Source organism: Pseudomonas sp. LBUM1645, assembly GCF_059716185.1.
Genome location: NZ_CP166811.1, coordinates 1691574 through 1706626, shown reverse-complemented (window position 1 = coordinate 1706626; position 15053 = coordinate 1691574). Strand labels below are relative to the sequence as shown.

The window sequence follows — 15053 nt, the reverse complement described above, 5'->3', positions numbered from 1 at the left end:
ATGGAGCCGACTATAAACCCGACCGCCAAATAATCTCAATATATAATTTTACATCCCATATTTTGGGATTCATCCAGCAAACCGAGTACAGGTTTTTCCGGGCACATCGACTCGAATCGACAGCAACGCACCGTCCAACGGATGGTTGATCGGGCTCGCGGCGCTGGTGATGTAAAGGGTTTTCAGGTCTTCACCCCCGAATACGCAACTGGTGGGGCGGCTGATTGGCAGCTCGATCACGCGATCGACCTGCCCGTCCGGGGTCAGCCTGAGCAGACAGCTGCCATCCCAACGGGCGTTCCAGAGATAACCCTCGGCATCCATCGCCGAGCCATCTGGCCCGCCGCGTTCATGCGGCCCGAACCAGACCCGGGCCGGGTCGAGGTTGCCGTCGGTGCGGATGAAATACTGGTAGAGCGTGCTGTCGAGGCTGTCGGCGAAATACACGGTGGTTGCGTCTTCGCTCCACAGCAACGTGTTCGGGATGCCCAACCCGCGAAGCAACGGCGTGACCCGAGCATCGCGATCGATGCGAAACAGGCCACCGGAACGCCGCACAATGGGCACGTCTTCGCCCTGCTCGCCGATGTTGTTCTGCATGGTACCGAGCCAGAGCCGGCCCTGAGCATCGCATCGGGCTTCGTTGGCGCGATTGCCGGGTTGCGGATCGGCGACGCAGAGCAAGGTCAGTCGCGGCTCCAGGCCGGGGGAATCCAGATCGAGTCGATACACGCCGCTGTTCAACGTCACCAGCGCATCGCCGCTTTCGCAAGGGATGAAGGCAGACACATGCTCGGGCATCTGCCAGATCTGCACGTTAGCGCCGATCAGCCGCAGCGCCTGTTGACCGGCGATATCCACCCAGTACAGCGCCTGGGTCGGCGCATCCCAGAACGGGCCTTCGCCCAGTCGTGCCCGGTGTTCGGTAACCGCAGTCCACGTCATGAAACCTCCTGCATTGTTCTTGTTTTTATGTGGGAGCGAGCTTGCTCGCGATGGCGGTGTAACAGGCAACATTGATGTTGAATGTAATGACCCCATCGTCGGAACGCCGCCCGGAGCAAGCTCGCTCCCACAGGTGATTTGTGTGATCAGCTCGCCTTTTTGTCGGCCATGACTTGCGGGTAGAAGCGCTTGATGGCCAGGTCGGCGTTATCGATCAGGGTCATGCAGGCCCAGACACCCCGCGCGGCATCCCGGGCGGCAATGGCCTCGGCCATGTCTTTGTGAATCGGTAGCGTGCGGCGCAATTCGTCCGGGTCGGCGGCAGACACCTCGAAAGACACCGCCAGCAGCGCGCCGAGGGCCGGGACCATTTGTTCGATGAATTGATTGTGGCTGGCAGCGAGGATGCACTCGTGGAAGAACTGGTCGGCGCGGTTGTAATCGATGCCGCTGTCCACTGCCCGCTCCAATGCGTTGTAAGCCTGAAGGATGGCGTGAACCTGCTCGACGGTAGCGCGCTCGCAAGCCCAGCGCACGGCCATTGGTTCGATGGTGCGGCGCAGGTCGAGCAAGTCGTCGACGAAGTTTTCCGGCAAACCACTGCGCGACAGCCAGCCTACGACTTGTGGATCGAAGAGGTTCCAGCGGCGCACCGGCAACACCCGCGTACCTACCTTGGGCCCGACTTCAAGCATGCCCTTGGCGACCAGGGTTTTGATCGCTTCGCGGATAACGGTGCGGCTGACACCGAGTTGCTCGCCCAGGTCGGCTTCGACCTTGAGCGTCTCACCCGGCTTGACCTGTCCCGTGGCGATCCAGCAACCCAGCCAATCGACCGTCGACGCATGAAAACTGCTGGACATGGACACCTCGATTCAGGGACGGCACAAAGCCGTTCACGATGGGTGTCCACGCTAATCATCATATGATTGAGTGTCAATTTGAATTTTTAGTGCCAATACAAAACAAATTTGGGAGCGAGCTTGCTCGCGATCGCGATGCATCAGACGACATCAATGTCGGATGATAAGACGCCATCGCGAGCAAGCTCGCTCCCACATTTTTACCGATTACGGCTCAAGCCCGATGGGGAAGAACTCGCCAGCGCTCCACACACCCAACCAGCGCTGCCCGTCGATCTCGCGGGTGACGGCCAGTTCCACCAGTTGGTAGAACACGTTGCGGTGGATCAGGGCTTCGAGGTTGGTGCGCACATGCACGTACGGCGCCGGCTCCTGCGTGACCGGGTCGATCACCACGCGCATGGGGTGTTCGCTGCCGGCCTCGGCGGTCTCGTCAACATTGGTGGTGAAACGCAAGACCTGGGTTTCACCCTCGCCTTCGACCTCCACGGCAATCGCCACGAAGGGCGCGTCGTCGACCTTGATGCCAACCTTCTCGACCGGGGTGATGAGGAAGTAATCGTCACCATCGCGGCGAATGATGGTGGAGAACAGCTTGACCATCGGCTTGCGTCCGATCGGCGTGCCCAGGTAATACCAGGTGCCGTCACGGGCGATGCGCATGTCGATGTCGCCGCAGAAGTCGGGATTCCAAAGGTGGACCGGCGGCAAGCCTTTGGTTTTGGGGATTTGCCCCAACAGATCGTTGGCTTTTTGCGGGCCACTCATGGCGTTCTCCTTTTGAATTACTGGTCGCTGAGCCCCAGCAGGCTGCGCGCGTATTGCTCCAGCGGCGGGCCCATCAGGTCTTCTGGCTTTTTGTCGTGGAACGTCAGTAAACCGCCACGACTCTTGATGCGTGCAGTATCAATCAAATACTGGGTGCTGGTCTCGATCAACATGATCTGAATGACACCACCGTCGATACCGAGGCGATCCAGGGCTTCCTGATCAAGCCATTCGTCCGAGTTGCCGATACGGTCATCAGACTTGGCGAACCGGGTATAGAGCAGGTAATGGGCACCGGCGGCACGGGCTTCACCCATGGCTTGATCAAGACCTTCCGGGGCACGGGCGCGGCGGACCATGGGGAAGTATTCGACAAAGCCATCGAAGGCGACTTCGGCGATCACGTTAGGTCGTGGGTAGACAGTACTGCCTGGCGGCACAAAGGCGCCCTGGGCGATATAGACGAATGAGTCCGGTTGAATGCGCAGGTTATTCACACGGCGGCTGTCGCTATGGTCGAGCAACCCCGCGTCGCTCATGTGGTAGCGAGTCCCTTCAGCCAGATCGCTGACATTCATGCAGCCACCAAGCGCCAAAACGGCCAGCAGCAAAACCAGGCTACGCATCCTACCCTCCAGAGGCCGGTGACGGAAAACCGGCGAATGGCCATGGGATGCAGCTTCCGCGCCATCTCGGGAGAGGCATGGCTCTTGTAGCAGCTGCCGAAGGCTGCGTTCGGCTGCGCAGCAGTCGCGAGATCAGGCGATGCGGTGTTCCAGACATATTTTGCTTACAGGATTTACGACTGCTTCGCAGCCGAACGCAGCCTTCGGCAGCTGCTACAGGGATCGTGCTCAGCCGCCGATGATTTTCATGATGGTTGCGCCACCGGAAAATGCCACTTCCTGCTTATCGCCCAAGGCTTTCACCAAGAGTCGCTGCAAAGCCGGCAATGCCTGATGACGGGGCTTGTCCAGCAGGTCGCCGACATAGTGGCGGTTGCTCGACGACAGGCAGCCATGCAGCCAGCCCGTGGAGGACAGACGCAGCCGCGAACAGGTGCGGCAGAAAGGAACGCTTTCGTTGGCGATAACGCCGAAGTAGCCCTGCCCCGGAATCTGGTAACGCACGGCGGTGGCGTCTACCGGCGCATCGGCCTGAAGGTATTCGTAGCGCTCGCCGATCAGGCTGAGCAACTGCTGCAGGCTGACAAACTGTTGCAGGAAAGCATTCGAGTCGCTGGCCAGGTGGCCCATGCGCATCAACTCGATGAAGCGAAGCTCATAGCCACGCTCCAGACAGTAATCGAGTAGCGGCATCACTTGATCGAGGTTCTGCCCACGCAGCGGCACCATATTGACCTTGATCTTCAGGCCGGCGGCGCTGGCCTGATCCATACCGTCGAGCACAGTCGCCAGATCGCCGCCACGGGCAATGCTGCGAAAGGCGCTGGCATCCAGGGTATCGAGGGAAACGTTGATGCGACGAATGCCGGCATCCACCAGCAGTGGCAGCTTCTTCGCCAGCAGTTGACCGTTGGTGGTGAGGCTGATGTCCGCCAGGCCCATCTGCCCGACAGCGGTCATGAAGGTTTCGAGTTTGGGGCTGACCAGAGGTTCGCCGCCGGTGATGCGCAAACGCTCAATGCCCGCCGCTTCAATCAGATAGGCCACGCCACGCGCCATGGCCTCGGCCGACAATTCATCCTGCGCAGCGACCAACCGCTTGCCGTTGGGCACGCAGTAGGTACAAGCGTAATTGCAGGCTGAAGTCAGACTGATTCGCAAATTGCGAAAACGCCTGCCTTGACGGTCAACGATCATGGACTACTCCGGCGGAAGAATATTCGGACCGCTAAAACTTGACTCACAAATCAAGTTTTAGCAAGTCCTATGCCTGAGTATATTCCTGCGGTACTGCGCCACGTAGCGAAATAATGGCGCAATAAGGCAACTGAATGGTTCAGCTGCTCGGGGTGTCGCTATCGCGCTTGCGCTTGTTGCCCATGCGCACGCCGATGTCCATCAGGAACTGGAAGAAGCCTTCCTGATCTTCCAGCACATTGCTCCAGAACGGCGAGTGATACAGCGCCACGGCGCCGTGCACCAGAGCCCAGGAGGCGCAGTAATGGAAGTAAGGCGGAACATCTTCGAGCTTGCCTTCGCTGATCCGGCCCTTGATCAGCAGGGTCAGGCGTTCGAAGTTCGAGGCGCGGATCTTGTGCAGCTCCTCGACCATCTCCGGCACCTGATTACCCTTGACCACCTTCTCTTCCAGGCGATCGAACAACCGATAGCGTTGAGGGTCGCGCATGCGGAATTCGAAGTAGGCCCGGGACAGGGCTTCCTTGTCCTTGTCGACATCGGCCGAATGCAACAGCTCGTTCAAATCGCGCTCGTAATCGAGCATCAGGCGCAGATAAATCTCGGCCTTGGATTTGAAGTGCTTGTAGATCGTGCCTTTGCCGATACCGACGGCATCAGCAATCATCTCGACGGTGACACTGTCTTCACCTTGATCGAGGAACAGCTTGAGCGCGGTATCGAGAATTTCTTGCTCGCGGCGACGAAACTCACGGACCTTACGAGGTTCTTTATGCATAAGAAAAGGTCTGTAGGGGTCAAAATTCGAAGCCGCGTATTATGCCTAACTTGCGCAAAAATGCACGGATCATCCGACCATATATGTGTTTCTTGATGAATTCCGGCAGCCTCGCAGATTAATGAGAACTCAACCGAAGCGCCCGTATTCCAAATTTGTTTAAAAACCGGCGCCGGTAAACTGGACTCGGCGCAATACTGATCAATACTTCAACTGTCGGCGGGACATCTCCCCCAAGTGTTGCGCCGATATAGGTACCAACGGACCGCGTGCCTTTGTTTTACTCCTAATGGTCTTAACCCGGATTCACCCCCCAGAACCCGGGTTTTTTTTGCCTGCGATTTAACCTTTCACATGCGCCAGCGGAAACAGCCGCTTGAAATTCTTGGTGGTTTGCTCGGCAAACCGCTCGTAGGGCTCACCTCGCAACATTGCCAGAAATTCCGCAACGTCGCGCACGTACTGCGGCAGGTTCGGCTTGCCGCGATGAGGGATCGGCGCCAGGTAAGGCGAGTCGGTTTCCACCAGCAATCGGTCAGCCGGCACTTTACTGGCTACGTCACGCAGAGCATCAGCATTGCGGAAAGTGACAATCCCGGACAAGGAAATGTAATACCCCATGTCCAATGCTGCTTTGGCCATGTCCCAGTCTTCGGTGAAGCAATGCAGCACGCCCGCCTGGGGCAGCGCCGCTTCGCGCAACAGGCTCAACGTATCGGCGCGGGCACCACGGGTGTGAATGATCACCGGTTTGCCTGTCTGCTGCGCTGCTTGCAGATGCAGGCGAAATGACTCCTGCTGCAACTCCGCTGCTTCCGGCTCGTAGTGGTAATCCAGACCGGTTTCACCGATCGCCACCACACGCGGGTGGTTGAGCTCGCGCAACAGCCAATCCAGTGCTGGCGCGGCGCCCGGCTGCACATCCAGCGGATGCACGCCAACCGAACAGTCGACGTCGTCGTAACGTTCGGCCAGGGCTTTGACGTCGGCGGCATTCTCGACGCTGACGCCGATACACAGAAAGTGCCCTACCCCGCGCAGACGGGCCGCATCCAGTGCAGCATCCAGGGAGCCGTCGTGGGCGGCGAGGTCGAGACGATCAAGGTGGCAATGGGAATCTACGAGCATAAAAGGGCTGCAACTTACATCGTATGAGTGGGACGGTCGGACTTCAGGGCTCCGGCCAGATGGGTTTCGATTCGACTGCGAGCGGTATTGTCGCCGTCGTTGAATTGTACGCCGACCCCAGCGGCCCGGTTGCCCTGCGCACCTTTGGGGGTGATCCAGGTGACCTTGCCGGCGACCGGAATCTTCTCCGGCTCGTCCATCAGGTTCAGCAGCATGAATACCTCATCGCCCAACTTGTAACTCTTGTTGGTCGGGATAAACAGGCCACCGTTCTTGATGAACGGCATGTAGGCCGCGTAAAGCACGGACTTGTCCTTGATCGTCAGGGACAAAATGCCGTTGCGCGGCCCCGGATTGACGAGTTCATTCATGCTGACCTCCGTTGCTGATGCTCGGAGTCTAGGCTTAGTCGGTCACTTCTGGGTAGGCAAACCCACCCATTGCACCAGCAGCGCCTCCAGCAACAACACCCGATTGAGGTTGGCTTTACTCATCACTTTCTGGCGCTGGGCGAGGATCCAGTCCTGAATATTCAGGACTTTGTCCTGGCCGGCTTTCTGCGCCAGGTACTGAATCACCTTGCGCATGTCCGTCAGTCCCAGGCCTTCTTCGTCCTGAGTCAGCTGATAGCGCAGGATCAGGCTAGACCAGTCACAGAACCAGTCGAACAACAGCAACAGCGGAATCGCATTCCAGCCTTCGGCCAGTTGCGTCGGTGATTGTTGCTGCTTGAGTAACTTCTTCACGCCATCGACCACCAAGGCCCGCTGCTCGCGCACGCCCTGGGTTTGCAAGCTGACGGCGGCCAGTGGCGAACCGGCGGCCAGGGTCAGCAACTCGATGCGCTCTTCTTCCGCGCAGTCCGGCAAAGCCTTCGCCAGCCACGCAAGACTCATGGCTTCGCTCGGCAATGGACAAGCCTGCTGCACGCAGCGGCTCTTAATGGTCGGCAACAGACGGCTGGTCTGGTGGCTGACCAACAGCAAAACGGTATCGCCGGAAGGTTCTTCAAGGCTTTTGAGCAAGGCGTTGGCGGCGTTGATGTTCATCGACTCGACCGGCTCGATCAGCACCACTTTGCGGCCGCCCATCTGCGCGGTCTGAACCACGAAGCTGACCAGATCACGAACCTGATCGACCTTGATCGCCTTATCGGCTTCTTCCGGTTCCAGAATGTAGTTGTCAGGGTGACTGCCGGCCTTGAGCAACAGACAGGATTTGCATTCGCCGCAAGCATCGTGGGCGGCGCTCGGACGCTGGCACAACAAACTGGCCATCAAGCGCTCGGCCAGTGCACGCTTGCCGATTCCGGCCGGGCCATGGAGCAGATAGGCGTGAGCATGTTGCTTGCGACCAGCCAAATGCTGCCAGAGACTGTCCTGCCACGGATAGGCTTCAGCCACGGGTCAACTCCAGCAGGCGCGGCAACAAGGCATCCAGTGCCTGCTGAACCTGCGCCAACGGCTGGGCGGCATCGACCAGGACATAACGCGCAGGATCCGCTCCAGCACGCTTGAGGAAAGCACTGCGCACCGCATCAAAAAAGGTTCGGCCTTCGAGTTCGAAGCGATCCAGACGACCGCGAGCGCTGGCGCGGGCCAGGCCCACTTCCACCGGCAGATCGAAAATCAACGTCAGGTCCGGGCGCAAATCGCCCTGGACGAAGGCTTCCAGAGCCGCGATGCGCTCCAGCGACAGGCCACGACCGCCACCCTGATAGGCGTAGGTCGAATCGGTAAAGCGATCACACAAGACGACTGCGCCGCGGGCCAGTGCCGGGCGAATCACCTCGGCCAGATGCTGGGCTCGCGCGGCGAACACCAACAGCAACTCGGTGTCGGGGTTCATGACTTCGTCAACCGGCGCCAGCAACACTTCGCGGATCCGCTCGGCCAACGGCGTGCCGCCTGGTTCGCGAGTCAGCACGACCTCGATACCCGCGGCGCGCAGGCGCTCGGCCAGGTATTCGCGATTGGTGCTCTTGCCGGCCCCTTCAGGGCCTTCCAGGGTAATAAACAAGCCAGTCACAGGCAGTCCTTAGTCAGAGTCATTGCGGGCTTTGCGGCGCGGTTGCATCCGGTTCGGGCGCGGGTGCGACTGCGGGTTCTTGAGCGGGTTCTTGCGCCGGCTCCGGTGCGGGCGACTGGTCAGGCGCTTGCGGCTCTGCTGGCGCCGACTGAGCAGGCTCTTGCGGCGGTACTTGCGGTAAATCCTCGGGGGCTGTGTCGGGCGAAGCAGCCGGAATCGGCGCCTGCTCATCCGTCGCCTCTGGCGCCGTAGCCGGCGCCGGGCTGGAGCGGTAGTCGGCACGGCGCTTGATCTGGAACTCACGCACAGCGTTATTGTGCGCGTCCAGATCATCGGAGAACACGTGGCTGCCATCACCACGAGCAACGAAATAGAGGCTATTGCCAGCCACCGGATTCAGCGCTGCATGAATCGCTTCGCGGCCGACCATGGCGATCGGAGTCGGCGGCAGTCCCGAAATCATGTAGGTGTTGTACGGCGTCGCTTCCTTGAGATGGGCGCGAGTCAATTTGCCGTTGTAACGATCACCGAGGCCGTAGATCACGGTCGGATCAGTCTGCAACAACATGCCCATTGCCATGCGCCGTACAAACACGCCAGCGATTTGCCCGCGCTCCTGCGGCACGCCGGTTTCCTTCTCCACCAGCGAGGCCATGATCAGCGCCTGATAGGGTTCGGTGTACGGCACGTCAGCGGCGCGCTGGCTCCATTCCTTGGCAAGGACTTCGTCGAGGCGGTCGTAGGCTTTTTTCAGCAGCTCGACATCGGTCATGCCGCGCACGAAGCGATAGGTGTCAGGGAAGAATCGCCCTTCCGGAAATATCCCGGCGTGGCCGAGTTTGTCCATTACCTCGCTATCACTCAAACCGTCGAGGGTCTTTTCGAGTTTTTCATCCTTGGCCAGAGCAGCGCGCACCTGATGAAAATTCCAGCCCTCGACCAGGGTCAGGCTGTACTGAACTATTTCCCCGCGTTTCCACAGGTCAATCAGGCCTTCGACGGTCATGCCGGGCTGCATGCGGTATTCGCCCTTGTGCAACGGTTGTTTGGCGAGATTGAAGCGCCAATACACCCGCAGCCAGAAAGCGTCCTTGATGACGCCATCGGCTTCGAGTCGATAGAAGGTGCGGGTCGGTGTCGTGCCTTTGGGCACTTCCAGCAGCTCTTCCTGAGTGATGTTCAGCGGCTGTTCCAGCGCCGAATGGATTTTCCAGGCGGAAGCGCCCAGACACAGCCCTGCCAGAACCAATCCGGTTTCCAGCAGCAGCAAGAATTTACGTCTCACGTATCAAGCATCCAGTAGCGCGCGGGCAATGGTTTGGAGTTTACGGGTGAGCGGACCAACCGGCCAGCTCAGTGCTGCATAGGCGCACACCGGCCAAACGCCATATACGCTGTTGCAGACAAAGACTTCATCGGCCCATTGCAGCTGATCGAGGGTGATGTCGGTGATTTGGGTGGGGATCCCCAATGACTCGGCTTGAAACAATAATTCGGCACGCATCACGCCGGCCACGCCGCAGCGCTTCAAATCAGCCGTGATCAGCACGCCATCGCGGATCAGGAACAGATTGCTGAACACGCCTTCAATGACGCGCCCGGCCTGATCGAGCATCAAGCCTTCGGCATGATCGGTGTCTTGCCATTCGGAGCGGGCGATGACCTGCTCAAGACGATTGAGGTGCTTGAGCCCCGCGAGCAGAGGCTGCTTGGAAAGCCGTGTCGCACAAGGGAACAGGCGAACACCCTGCTCGCCATGAACGGCAGGATAAGCAGCGGGTGGATTGCCTTGCAGAATACGTCGGGCCTGAGCCGAGGGATCGGGGGCGTAACCGCGCAGACTGTCGCCGCGGGTGATGATGAGCTTGAGCACGCCCTCACCCAGTGCGCGGGCATAGGCCAGCAGCTCACTGCGGATCAACTCATGATCGGCAGTGATCGCCAGGCGTGAACAGCCATCGGCCAGACGCGCCAGATGCCGGTCCAGCAGCAGCGGTTGCCCGCCACGCACGGCAATGGTCTCGAACAGACCATCACCGTAAGCCAGGCCGCGATCCTTCAGCGACAAAGCGTCAGCCGGCTGACCGTCGACCCAGCTGTCCATCAGTCAGCGAACCGGCGGAACACCAGCGAGCCGTTGGTGCCGCCAAACCCGAAGGAGTTGGACAACACCACATCGATATTCATATTGCGCGCGGTATGCGGTACGAAATCGAGGTCGCAACCTTCGTCCGGCTCATCGAGGTTGATGGTCGGCGGCGCTACCTGGCTGTTGATCGCCAGCACACTGAAGATCGCCTCGACCGCGCCCGCCGCACCCAACAGGTGACCGGTCATGGACTTGGTCGAACTGACCGCCAGCTTGTAAGCGTGATCGCCAAACACCGACTTGATCGCACAGGCTTCGGCAAGGTCGCCGGCCGACGTCGAAGTGCCGTGGGCGTTGATGTACTGAACTTGATCGCCATTGATCTTGGCATCGCGCAGCGCATTGGTAATGCAACGTGCAGCACCTGCACCATCCGCTGGTGGCGAAGTCATGTGGTAAGCATCGCCACTGGTGCCAAAGCCGATCAGCTCGGCGTAGATCGTCGCGCCGCGGGCCTTGGCGTGTTCCAGTTCTTCGAGAACCAGAGCGCCGGCACCGTCGGACAATACGAAGCCATCACGGCCCTTGTCCCAAGGACGGCTGGCGCGGGTCGGTTCGTCGTTGCGGGTCGACAGTGCGCGGGAGGCACCGAAGCCGCCCATGCCCAGACCGCAAGCCGCCATTTCAGCGCCGCCGGCAATCATCACGTCAGCTTCGTCGTACATGATGTTGCGTGCTGCCATGCCGATGCAGTGCGTACCGGTGGTACACGCGGTGGCGATGGCGTAGTTAGGTCCCTGTGCGCCCAGATGGATGGACAGGAAACCGGAAATCATATTGATGATCGAGCCAGGCACGAAAAACGGAGAAATCCGTCGTGGGCCGGAATCATGCAGCGTGCGGCTGGTTTCTTCGATATTGGTCAGTCCGCCAATACCCGACCCCATGGCCACGCCGATGCGCTCACGGTTGGCGTCGGTGACTTCCAGACCTGAGTTACGAACTGCCTGAAAACCTGCAGCCAGACCGTATTGAATGAACAGGTCGAGCTTGCGAGCTTCCTTGACCGACAGGTATTCCTCGACATTGAAGCCCTTTACCGAGCCGCCAAAACGGGTGGAATAGGCAGAAAGGTCGGTGTGTTCGATCAGACCAATGCCACTGCGGCCAGCCAGAATGCCCTGCCAACTGCTCGGCACATCCGTGCCCAGTGGCGACAACATACCCATACCGGTGACTACGACGCGTCTACGCGACACAGCACTCTCCTTTTTCAAATGACGACTTTGCATCAGGCCTAAAGAAAAAACCGCACGCCGTGATGGCAGTGCGGTTTTTCCATGACAGCAAGCAACGATTACAAGCTATTAAGCCTGGTGGTTAGTAACGTAATCGATTGCAGCTTGTACAGTAGTGATCTTCTCAGCTTCTTCGTCAGGGATTTCGGTCTCGAATTCCTCTTCCAGAGCCATCACCAGCTCAACGGTGTCAAGGGAGTCGGCACCCAGGTCTTCAACGAAGGAAGCAGTGTTGACCACTTCTTCTTCTTTAACGCCCAGTTGCTCAGCAACGATTTTCTTGACGCGCTCTTCGATGGTGCTCATACCTTGTTTTCACTCCTAATGGACAAATTCAGGCAGCTGGCCAGTGGGTAAGTGTATAGAAAGACTTTTCAGTTTTTCAACAGAAAGCTTCACTCCTCAAACCCGACGACCCTCTGCCTATAAATAGATTGCAGCTTTATAACGGATTTTAGACAGCTCGTATGACATTTTTTTGAAGCGATCCGTCACATTTAACTCATGTACATCCCGCCGTTCACCGGGATTGTAGCCCCAGTAACGTAAGCCGCACCGTCGGATGCAAGAAAAGCGACCACAGACGCGATCTCTTGTGCTTGTCCCAGACGGCCCAGCGGAATCTGCGTCTGCAAGGCTTCACGCTGTGCCTCGGGCAATTCGCGGGTCATATCGGTGTCGATGAACCCAGGGGCCACCGAGTTTACCGTAATCGAACGCGAACCGACTTCACGCGCCAGAGAACGGCTGAAACCTTCCAGACCGGCCTTGGCGGCTGCGTAGTTTACTTGGCCTGCGTTGCCCATGGCACCCACAACAGAGCCAATACTGATAATTCGTCCCCAACGGGCTTTGGTCATACCGCGCAAAACGCCCTTGGACAGGCGGAACAGACTGTTCAGGTTGGTATCGACGACGTCATGCCATTCGTCATTTTTCATGCGCATCATCAGATTATCGCGGGTGATACCGGCATTGTTGACCAGGATCGCCGGCGCACCGAACTGCGATGTAATGCTCGCCAGTACTGCAGCAACGGATTCGTCGCTGGTGACATTGAGTTCCAGGCCAGTGCCTTGAATCCCGTTTTCCTTCAGGGTTGCCGCAATGCGCTCAGCACCCGAGGCAGACGTCGCGGTGCCGATAACGATGGCGCCCTGACGACCCAGTTCCAGGGCGATAGCCTGGCCGATACCGCGGCTCGCGCCAGTGACCAGTGCAACTTTACCTTGCAGACTCATGCAGGCTTCTCCTGATTCAAGCCAGCGCTGCGCGAGCGGCAGCGAAGGCGTCGGGGGTATTGAGATTGGATGTCGACACGCCTTCGGCGCAACGCTTGTTCAGGCCAGCCAGCACTTTGCCAGGGCCGCATTCGACCAACTGGGTAGCACCTTTGGCGGCCAGCGCCTGAACCGATTCGACCCAGCGTACAGGCTTGTAAAGCTGCTCAAGCAGATCGCGCTTGAGGGTTTCCAGATCGGCCGGCACAGTGGCGCTGACGTTCTGAACCACTGGAATCTGCGGCGCCTGCCAGTCTATCGCTGCGATCGACTCGGCGAAACGCTCGGCCGCCGGACGCATCAGCTCGCAATGGGACGGCACGCTGACCGGCAACGGCATGGCGCGCTTGGCACCACGGGCCTTGCAGCCTTCGATGGCACGCTCGACCGCTGCCTTGGCACCGGCGATGACCACCTGGCCAGGAGAGTTGAAGTTGACCGCACTGACCACTTCGCCTTGCGCCGCTTCGGCACAGGCTGCCAGCACATCAGCATCTTCCAGACCGAGAATGGCAGCCATGCCACCTTGCCCGGCCGGAACGGCTTCCTGCATCAACTGACCACGGCGCTCAACCAGCTTCACCGCGTCGCCCAGGCTCAGGCTGCCCGCAGCGACCAGAGCGCTGTATTCGCCCAGGCTGTGACCGGCAACATACGCCGGACGCGCGCCGCCTTCAGCCAGCCACAGACGCCACAAGGCAATCGAGGCGGTCAGAATGGCCGGCTGGGTTTTATCGGTTTGATTGAGTTGTTCTTCCGGCCCTTGCTGGGTCAGTGCCCACAGGTCGTAACCCAGAGCATCGGAAGCTTCTTTGAATGTTTCGAGGACAACCGGATGTTGCGCGCCCAACTCGGCCAGCATGCCGAGGGACTGCGAACCCTGTCCCGGAAAGACGAATGCGAGGGAAGCAGACATGTAACAAGCCCCTAATGATCTTGTCGTCGGAGAATTGACGTCCCGCTTGGGGGACTCAAGAAACTGACAGTTGGATGGCAAATTGAACTGAGCGGTCACATTTAAGCATTGTCCGACGAAAACGCCTAAAGCAACAAATCTTCCAGGCGACCGTGAATGCGTTCCGGCAGGTTTTCCTGGATCTCGATCAAGGCGCGCTGAATCGCACTCTGGAAGCCCTGAACCCCCGCCGAACCATGGCTTTTCACCACAATCCCCTGCAAACCAAGGAAGCTTGCGCCGTTATGCCGCGCAGGCGCCAGATCGGCTTGCAAACGCTTCATCAGCGGCAACGCCAGAGCGCCGACCACTTTAGACGCGAGGTTTTTCTTGAACAAGGCTTCGATGCGCCCGGCAATCATGGTCGCCAGGCCTTCGCTGGACTTGAGCAGGATATTGCCGACAAAACCGTCACATACCACCACATCCGCCTCGCCACGGTACACACCGTCACCTTCGACAAAACCGATGTAATTGATGCCGCGAGCACTCTGCAACAAGGTGGCGGCCAGCTTTACCTGCTGATTGCCCTTGATGTCTTCAGTACCGATGTTCAGCAGCGCCACTCGAGGACGAACGATGCCCAGGGTTTCCGCCGCCACCGACCCCATCACAGCGAACTGCAACAGATGCTCGGCGCTGCAATCGACATTGGCGCCCAGGTCGAGCAACTGGCAATAACCCTTCTGCGTCGGAATCGCCGCCACCATCGCCGGCCGATCAATGCCCGGCAAGGTCTTGAGCACAAACCGCGACAACGCCATCAGCGCACCGGTATTGCCGGCACTGACACAGGCCTGGACCTTGCCATCGCGCAGCAACTCGAGCGCCACGCGCATCGACGAGTCGGGCTTGCCGCGCAGGGCCTGTGCAGGTTTTTCGTCCATGGTGATGACTTCGGACGCCGGAGCAATCGACAGACGCGAGCGATCCACAGCCGATTGGCCAGAGAGCAATTCTTCAAGAAGGGAGGGTTGACCGACGAGGGTCAGGTGCAGCGAGGGCGTAGCAGACAGGCAAGCAAGGCTGGCCTGAACAATGCTGCGGGGACCGAAGTCCCCGCCCATTGCGTCAATCGCGATGACTTGAGCAGACAAG

The 15053-nt window shown here is 59.1% G+C and carries 17 protein-coding genes; all 17 read right to left on the bottom strand.

Annotation, left to right across the window (positions count from 1 at the left end):
* Nucleotides 1–69 precede the first annotated feature (69 nt).
* Nucleotides 70–945: an SMP-30/gluconolactonase/LRE family protein gene (locus ACA079_RS07550; RefSeq protein ID WP_497703070.1), complete on the bottom strand. Its 876-nt coding sequence runs from the start codon at nucleotides 943–945 to the stop codon at nucleotides 70–72.
* Between the two features lie 146 nt (nucleotides 946–1091).
* On the bottom strand, nucleotides 1092–1808 hold the full coding sequence (locus tag ACA079_RS07545; protein ID WP_008152308.1) for a FadR/GntR family transcriptional regulator: 717 nt from the start codon (nucleotides 1806–1808) through the stop codon (nucleotides 1092–1094).
* Nucleotides 1809–2015: 207 nt separating this feature from the next.
* The gene (locus tag ACA079_RS07540) at nucleotides 2016–2576 is read right to left on the bottom strand and encodes a DUF1285 domain-containing protein (protein ID WP_497703069.1); all 561 of its coding nucleotides are present in this window, start codon (nucleotides 2574–2576) and stop codon (nucleotides 2016–2018) included.
* 17 nt (nucleotides 2577–2593) lie between these two features.
* Nucleotides 2594–3202, bottom strand: coding sequence for a DUF4823 domain-containing protein (locus tag ACA079_RS07535; RefSeq protein WP_102614828.1), 609 nt, complete (start codon nucleotides 3200–3202; stop codon nucleotides 2594–2596).
* 228 nt (nucleotides 3203–3430) lie between these two features.
* Nucleotides 3431–4399 carry a GTP 3',8-cyclase MoaA gene (locus tag ACA079_RS07530; protein ID WP_046049083.1) on the bottom strand — a complete coding sequence of 323 codons (969 nt, stop codon included), beginning with the start codon at nucleotides 4397–4399 and terminating at the stop codon, nucleotides 3431–3433.
* A 139-nt stretch (nucleotides 4400–4538) separates the two neighbouring features.
* A complete protein-coding gene (locus tag ACA079_RS07525) occupies nucleotides 4539–5177 on the bottom strand; it encodes a TetR/AcrR family transcriptional regulator (protein ID WP_007945721.1) in 639 nt (212 codons plus the stop codon).
* 342 nt (nucleotides 5178–5519) lie between these two features.
* The gene (locus tag ACA079_RS07520; RefSeq protein WP_497703068.1) at nucleotides 5520–6305 is read right to left on the bottom strand and encodes a TatD family hydrolase; all 786 of its coding nucleotides are present in this window, start codon (nucleotides 6303–6305) and stop codon (nucleotides 5520–5522) included.
* Between the two features lie 14 nt (nucleotides 6306–6319).
* Nucleotides 6320–6676, bottom strand: a complete 357-nt coding sequence (locus tag ACA079_RS07515) for a PilZ domain-containing protein (RefSeq protein ID WP_033056958.1) — start codon at nucleotides 6674–6676, stop codon at nucleotides 6320–6322.
* 42 nt (nucleotides 6677–6718) lie between these two features.
* On the bottom strand, nucleotides 6719–7708 hold the full coding sequence (locus ACA079_RS07510) for a DNA polymerase III subunit delta' (RefSeq protein ID WP_497703067.1): 990 nt from the start codon (nucleotides 7706–7708) through the stop codon (nucleotides 6719–6721).
* Nucleotides 7701–8333 (bottom strand): dTMP kinase, encoded by a 633-nt coding sequence (tmk, locus tag ACA079_RS07505; protein ID WP_497703066.1) that lies wholly within the window; start codon nucleotides 8331–8333, stop codon nucleotides 7701–7703. Before tmk ends, ACA079_RS07510 begins: the two co-directional genes overlap by 8 nt.
* 19 nt (nucleotides 8334–8352) lie before the next feature.
* Complete coding sequence (mltG, locus tag ACA079_RS07500; protein ID WP_497703065.1) at nucleotides 8353–9618, bottom strand: endolytic transglycosylase MltG; 1266 nt, start codon at nucleotides 9616–9618, stop codon at nucleotides 8353–8355.
* Between the two features lie 3 nt (nucleotides 9619–9621).
* Nucleotides 9622–10437 carry an aminodeoxychorismate lyase gene (pabC, locus tag ACA079_RS07495; protein ID WP_497703064.1) on the bottom strand — a complete coding sequence of 272 codons (816 nt, stop codon included), beginning with the start codon at nucleotides 10435–10437 and terminating at the stop codon, nucleotides 9622–9624.
* On the bottom strand, nucleotides 10437–11681 hold the full coding sequence (fabF, locus tag ACA079_RS07490; RefSeq protein WP_497703063.1) for a beta-ketoacyl-ACP synthase II: 1245 nt from the start codon (nucleotides 11679–11681) through the stop codon (nucleotides 10437–10439). The genes pabC and fabF overlap by 1 nt, the downstream gene beginning before the upstream one ends.
* Nucleotides 11682–11789: 108 nt before the next feature.
* Nucleotides 11790–12026 carry an acyl carrier protein gene (gene acpP, locus ACA079_RS07485; RefSeq protein WP_003442511.1) on the bottom strand — a complete coding sequence of 79 codons (237 nt, stop codon included), beginning with the start codon at nucleotides 12024–12026 and terminating at the stop codon, nucleotides 11790–11792.
* Nucleotides 12027–12217: 191 nt separating this feature from the next.
* Nucleotides 12218–12961, bottom strand: a complete 744-nt coding sequence (gene fabG / locus ACA079_RS07480; RefSeq protein ID WP_095132058.1) for a 3-oxoacyl-ACP reductase FabG — start codon at nucleotides 12959–12961, stop codon at nucleotides 12218–12220.
* Nucleotides 12962–12977: 16 nt separating this feature from the next.
* On the bottom strand, nucleotides 12978–13916 hold the full coding sequence (gene fabD / locus ACA079_RS07475; RefSeq protein WP_123598504.1) for an ACP S-malonyltransferase: 939 nt from the start codon (nucleotides 13914–13916) through the stop codon (nucleotides 12978–12980).
* 125 nt (nucleotides 13917–14041) lie between these two features.
* Nucleotides 14042–15052, bottom strand: coding sequence for a phosphate acyltransferase PlsX (gene plsX, locus ACA079_RS07470; RefSeq protein ID WP_082459097.1), 1011 nt, complete (start codon nucleotides 15050–15052; stop codon nucleotides 14042–14044).
* Between the last annotated feature and the right edge of the window lies 1 nt (nucleotide 15053).

Coding starts and splice junctions, on each gene's coding strand:
- ACA079_RS07530 (WP_046049083.1), bottom strand. CDS start 4,399: ATGATCGTTGACCGTCAAGGCAGGCGTTTTCGCAATTTGCGAATCAGT.
- ACA079_RS07550 (WP_497703070.1), bottom strand. CDS start 945: ATGACGTGGACTGCGGTTACCGAACACCGGGCACGACTGGGCGAAGGC.
- pabC (WP_497703064.1), bottom strand. CDS start 10,437: ATGGACAGCTGGGTCGACGGTCAGCCGGCTGACGCTTTGTCGCTGAAG.
- fabD (WP_123598504.1), bottom strand. CDS start 13,916: ATGTCTGCTTCCCTCGCATTCGTCTTTCCGGGACAGGGTTCGCAGTCC.
- fabG (WP_095132058.1), bottom strand. CDS start 12,961: ATGAGTCTGCAAGGTAAAGTTGCACTGGTCACTGGCGCGAGCCGCGGT.
- ACA079_RS07545 (WP_008152308.1), bottom strand. CDS start 1,808: ATGTCCAGCAGTTTTCATGCGTCGACGGTCGATTGGCTGGGTTGCTGG.
- ACA079_RS07525 (WP_007945721.1), bottom strand. CDS start 5,177: ATGCATAAAGAACCTCGTAAGGTCCGTGAGTTTCGTCGCCGCGAGCAA.
- acpP (WP_003442511.1), bottom strand. CDS start 12,026: ATGAGCACCATCGAAGAGCGCGTCAAGAAAATCGTTGCTGAGCAACTG.
- ACA079_RS07535 (WP_102614828.1), bottom strand. CDS start 3,202: ATGCGTAGCCTGGTTTTGCTGCTGGCCGTTTTGGCGCTTGGTGGCTGC.
- ACA079_RS07540 (WP_497703069.1), bottom strand. CDS start 2,576: ATGAGTGGCCCGCAAAAAGCCAACGATCTGTTGGGGCAAATCCCCAAA.
- ACA079_RS07520 (WP_497703068.1), bottom strand. CDS start 6,305: ATGCTCGTAGATTCCCATTGCCACCTTGATCGTCTCGACCTCGCCGCC.
- ACA079_RS07515 (WP_033056958.1), bottom strand. CDS start 6,676: ATGAATGAACTCGTCAATCCGGGGCCGCGCAACGGCATTTTGTCCCTG.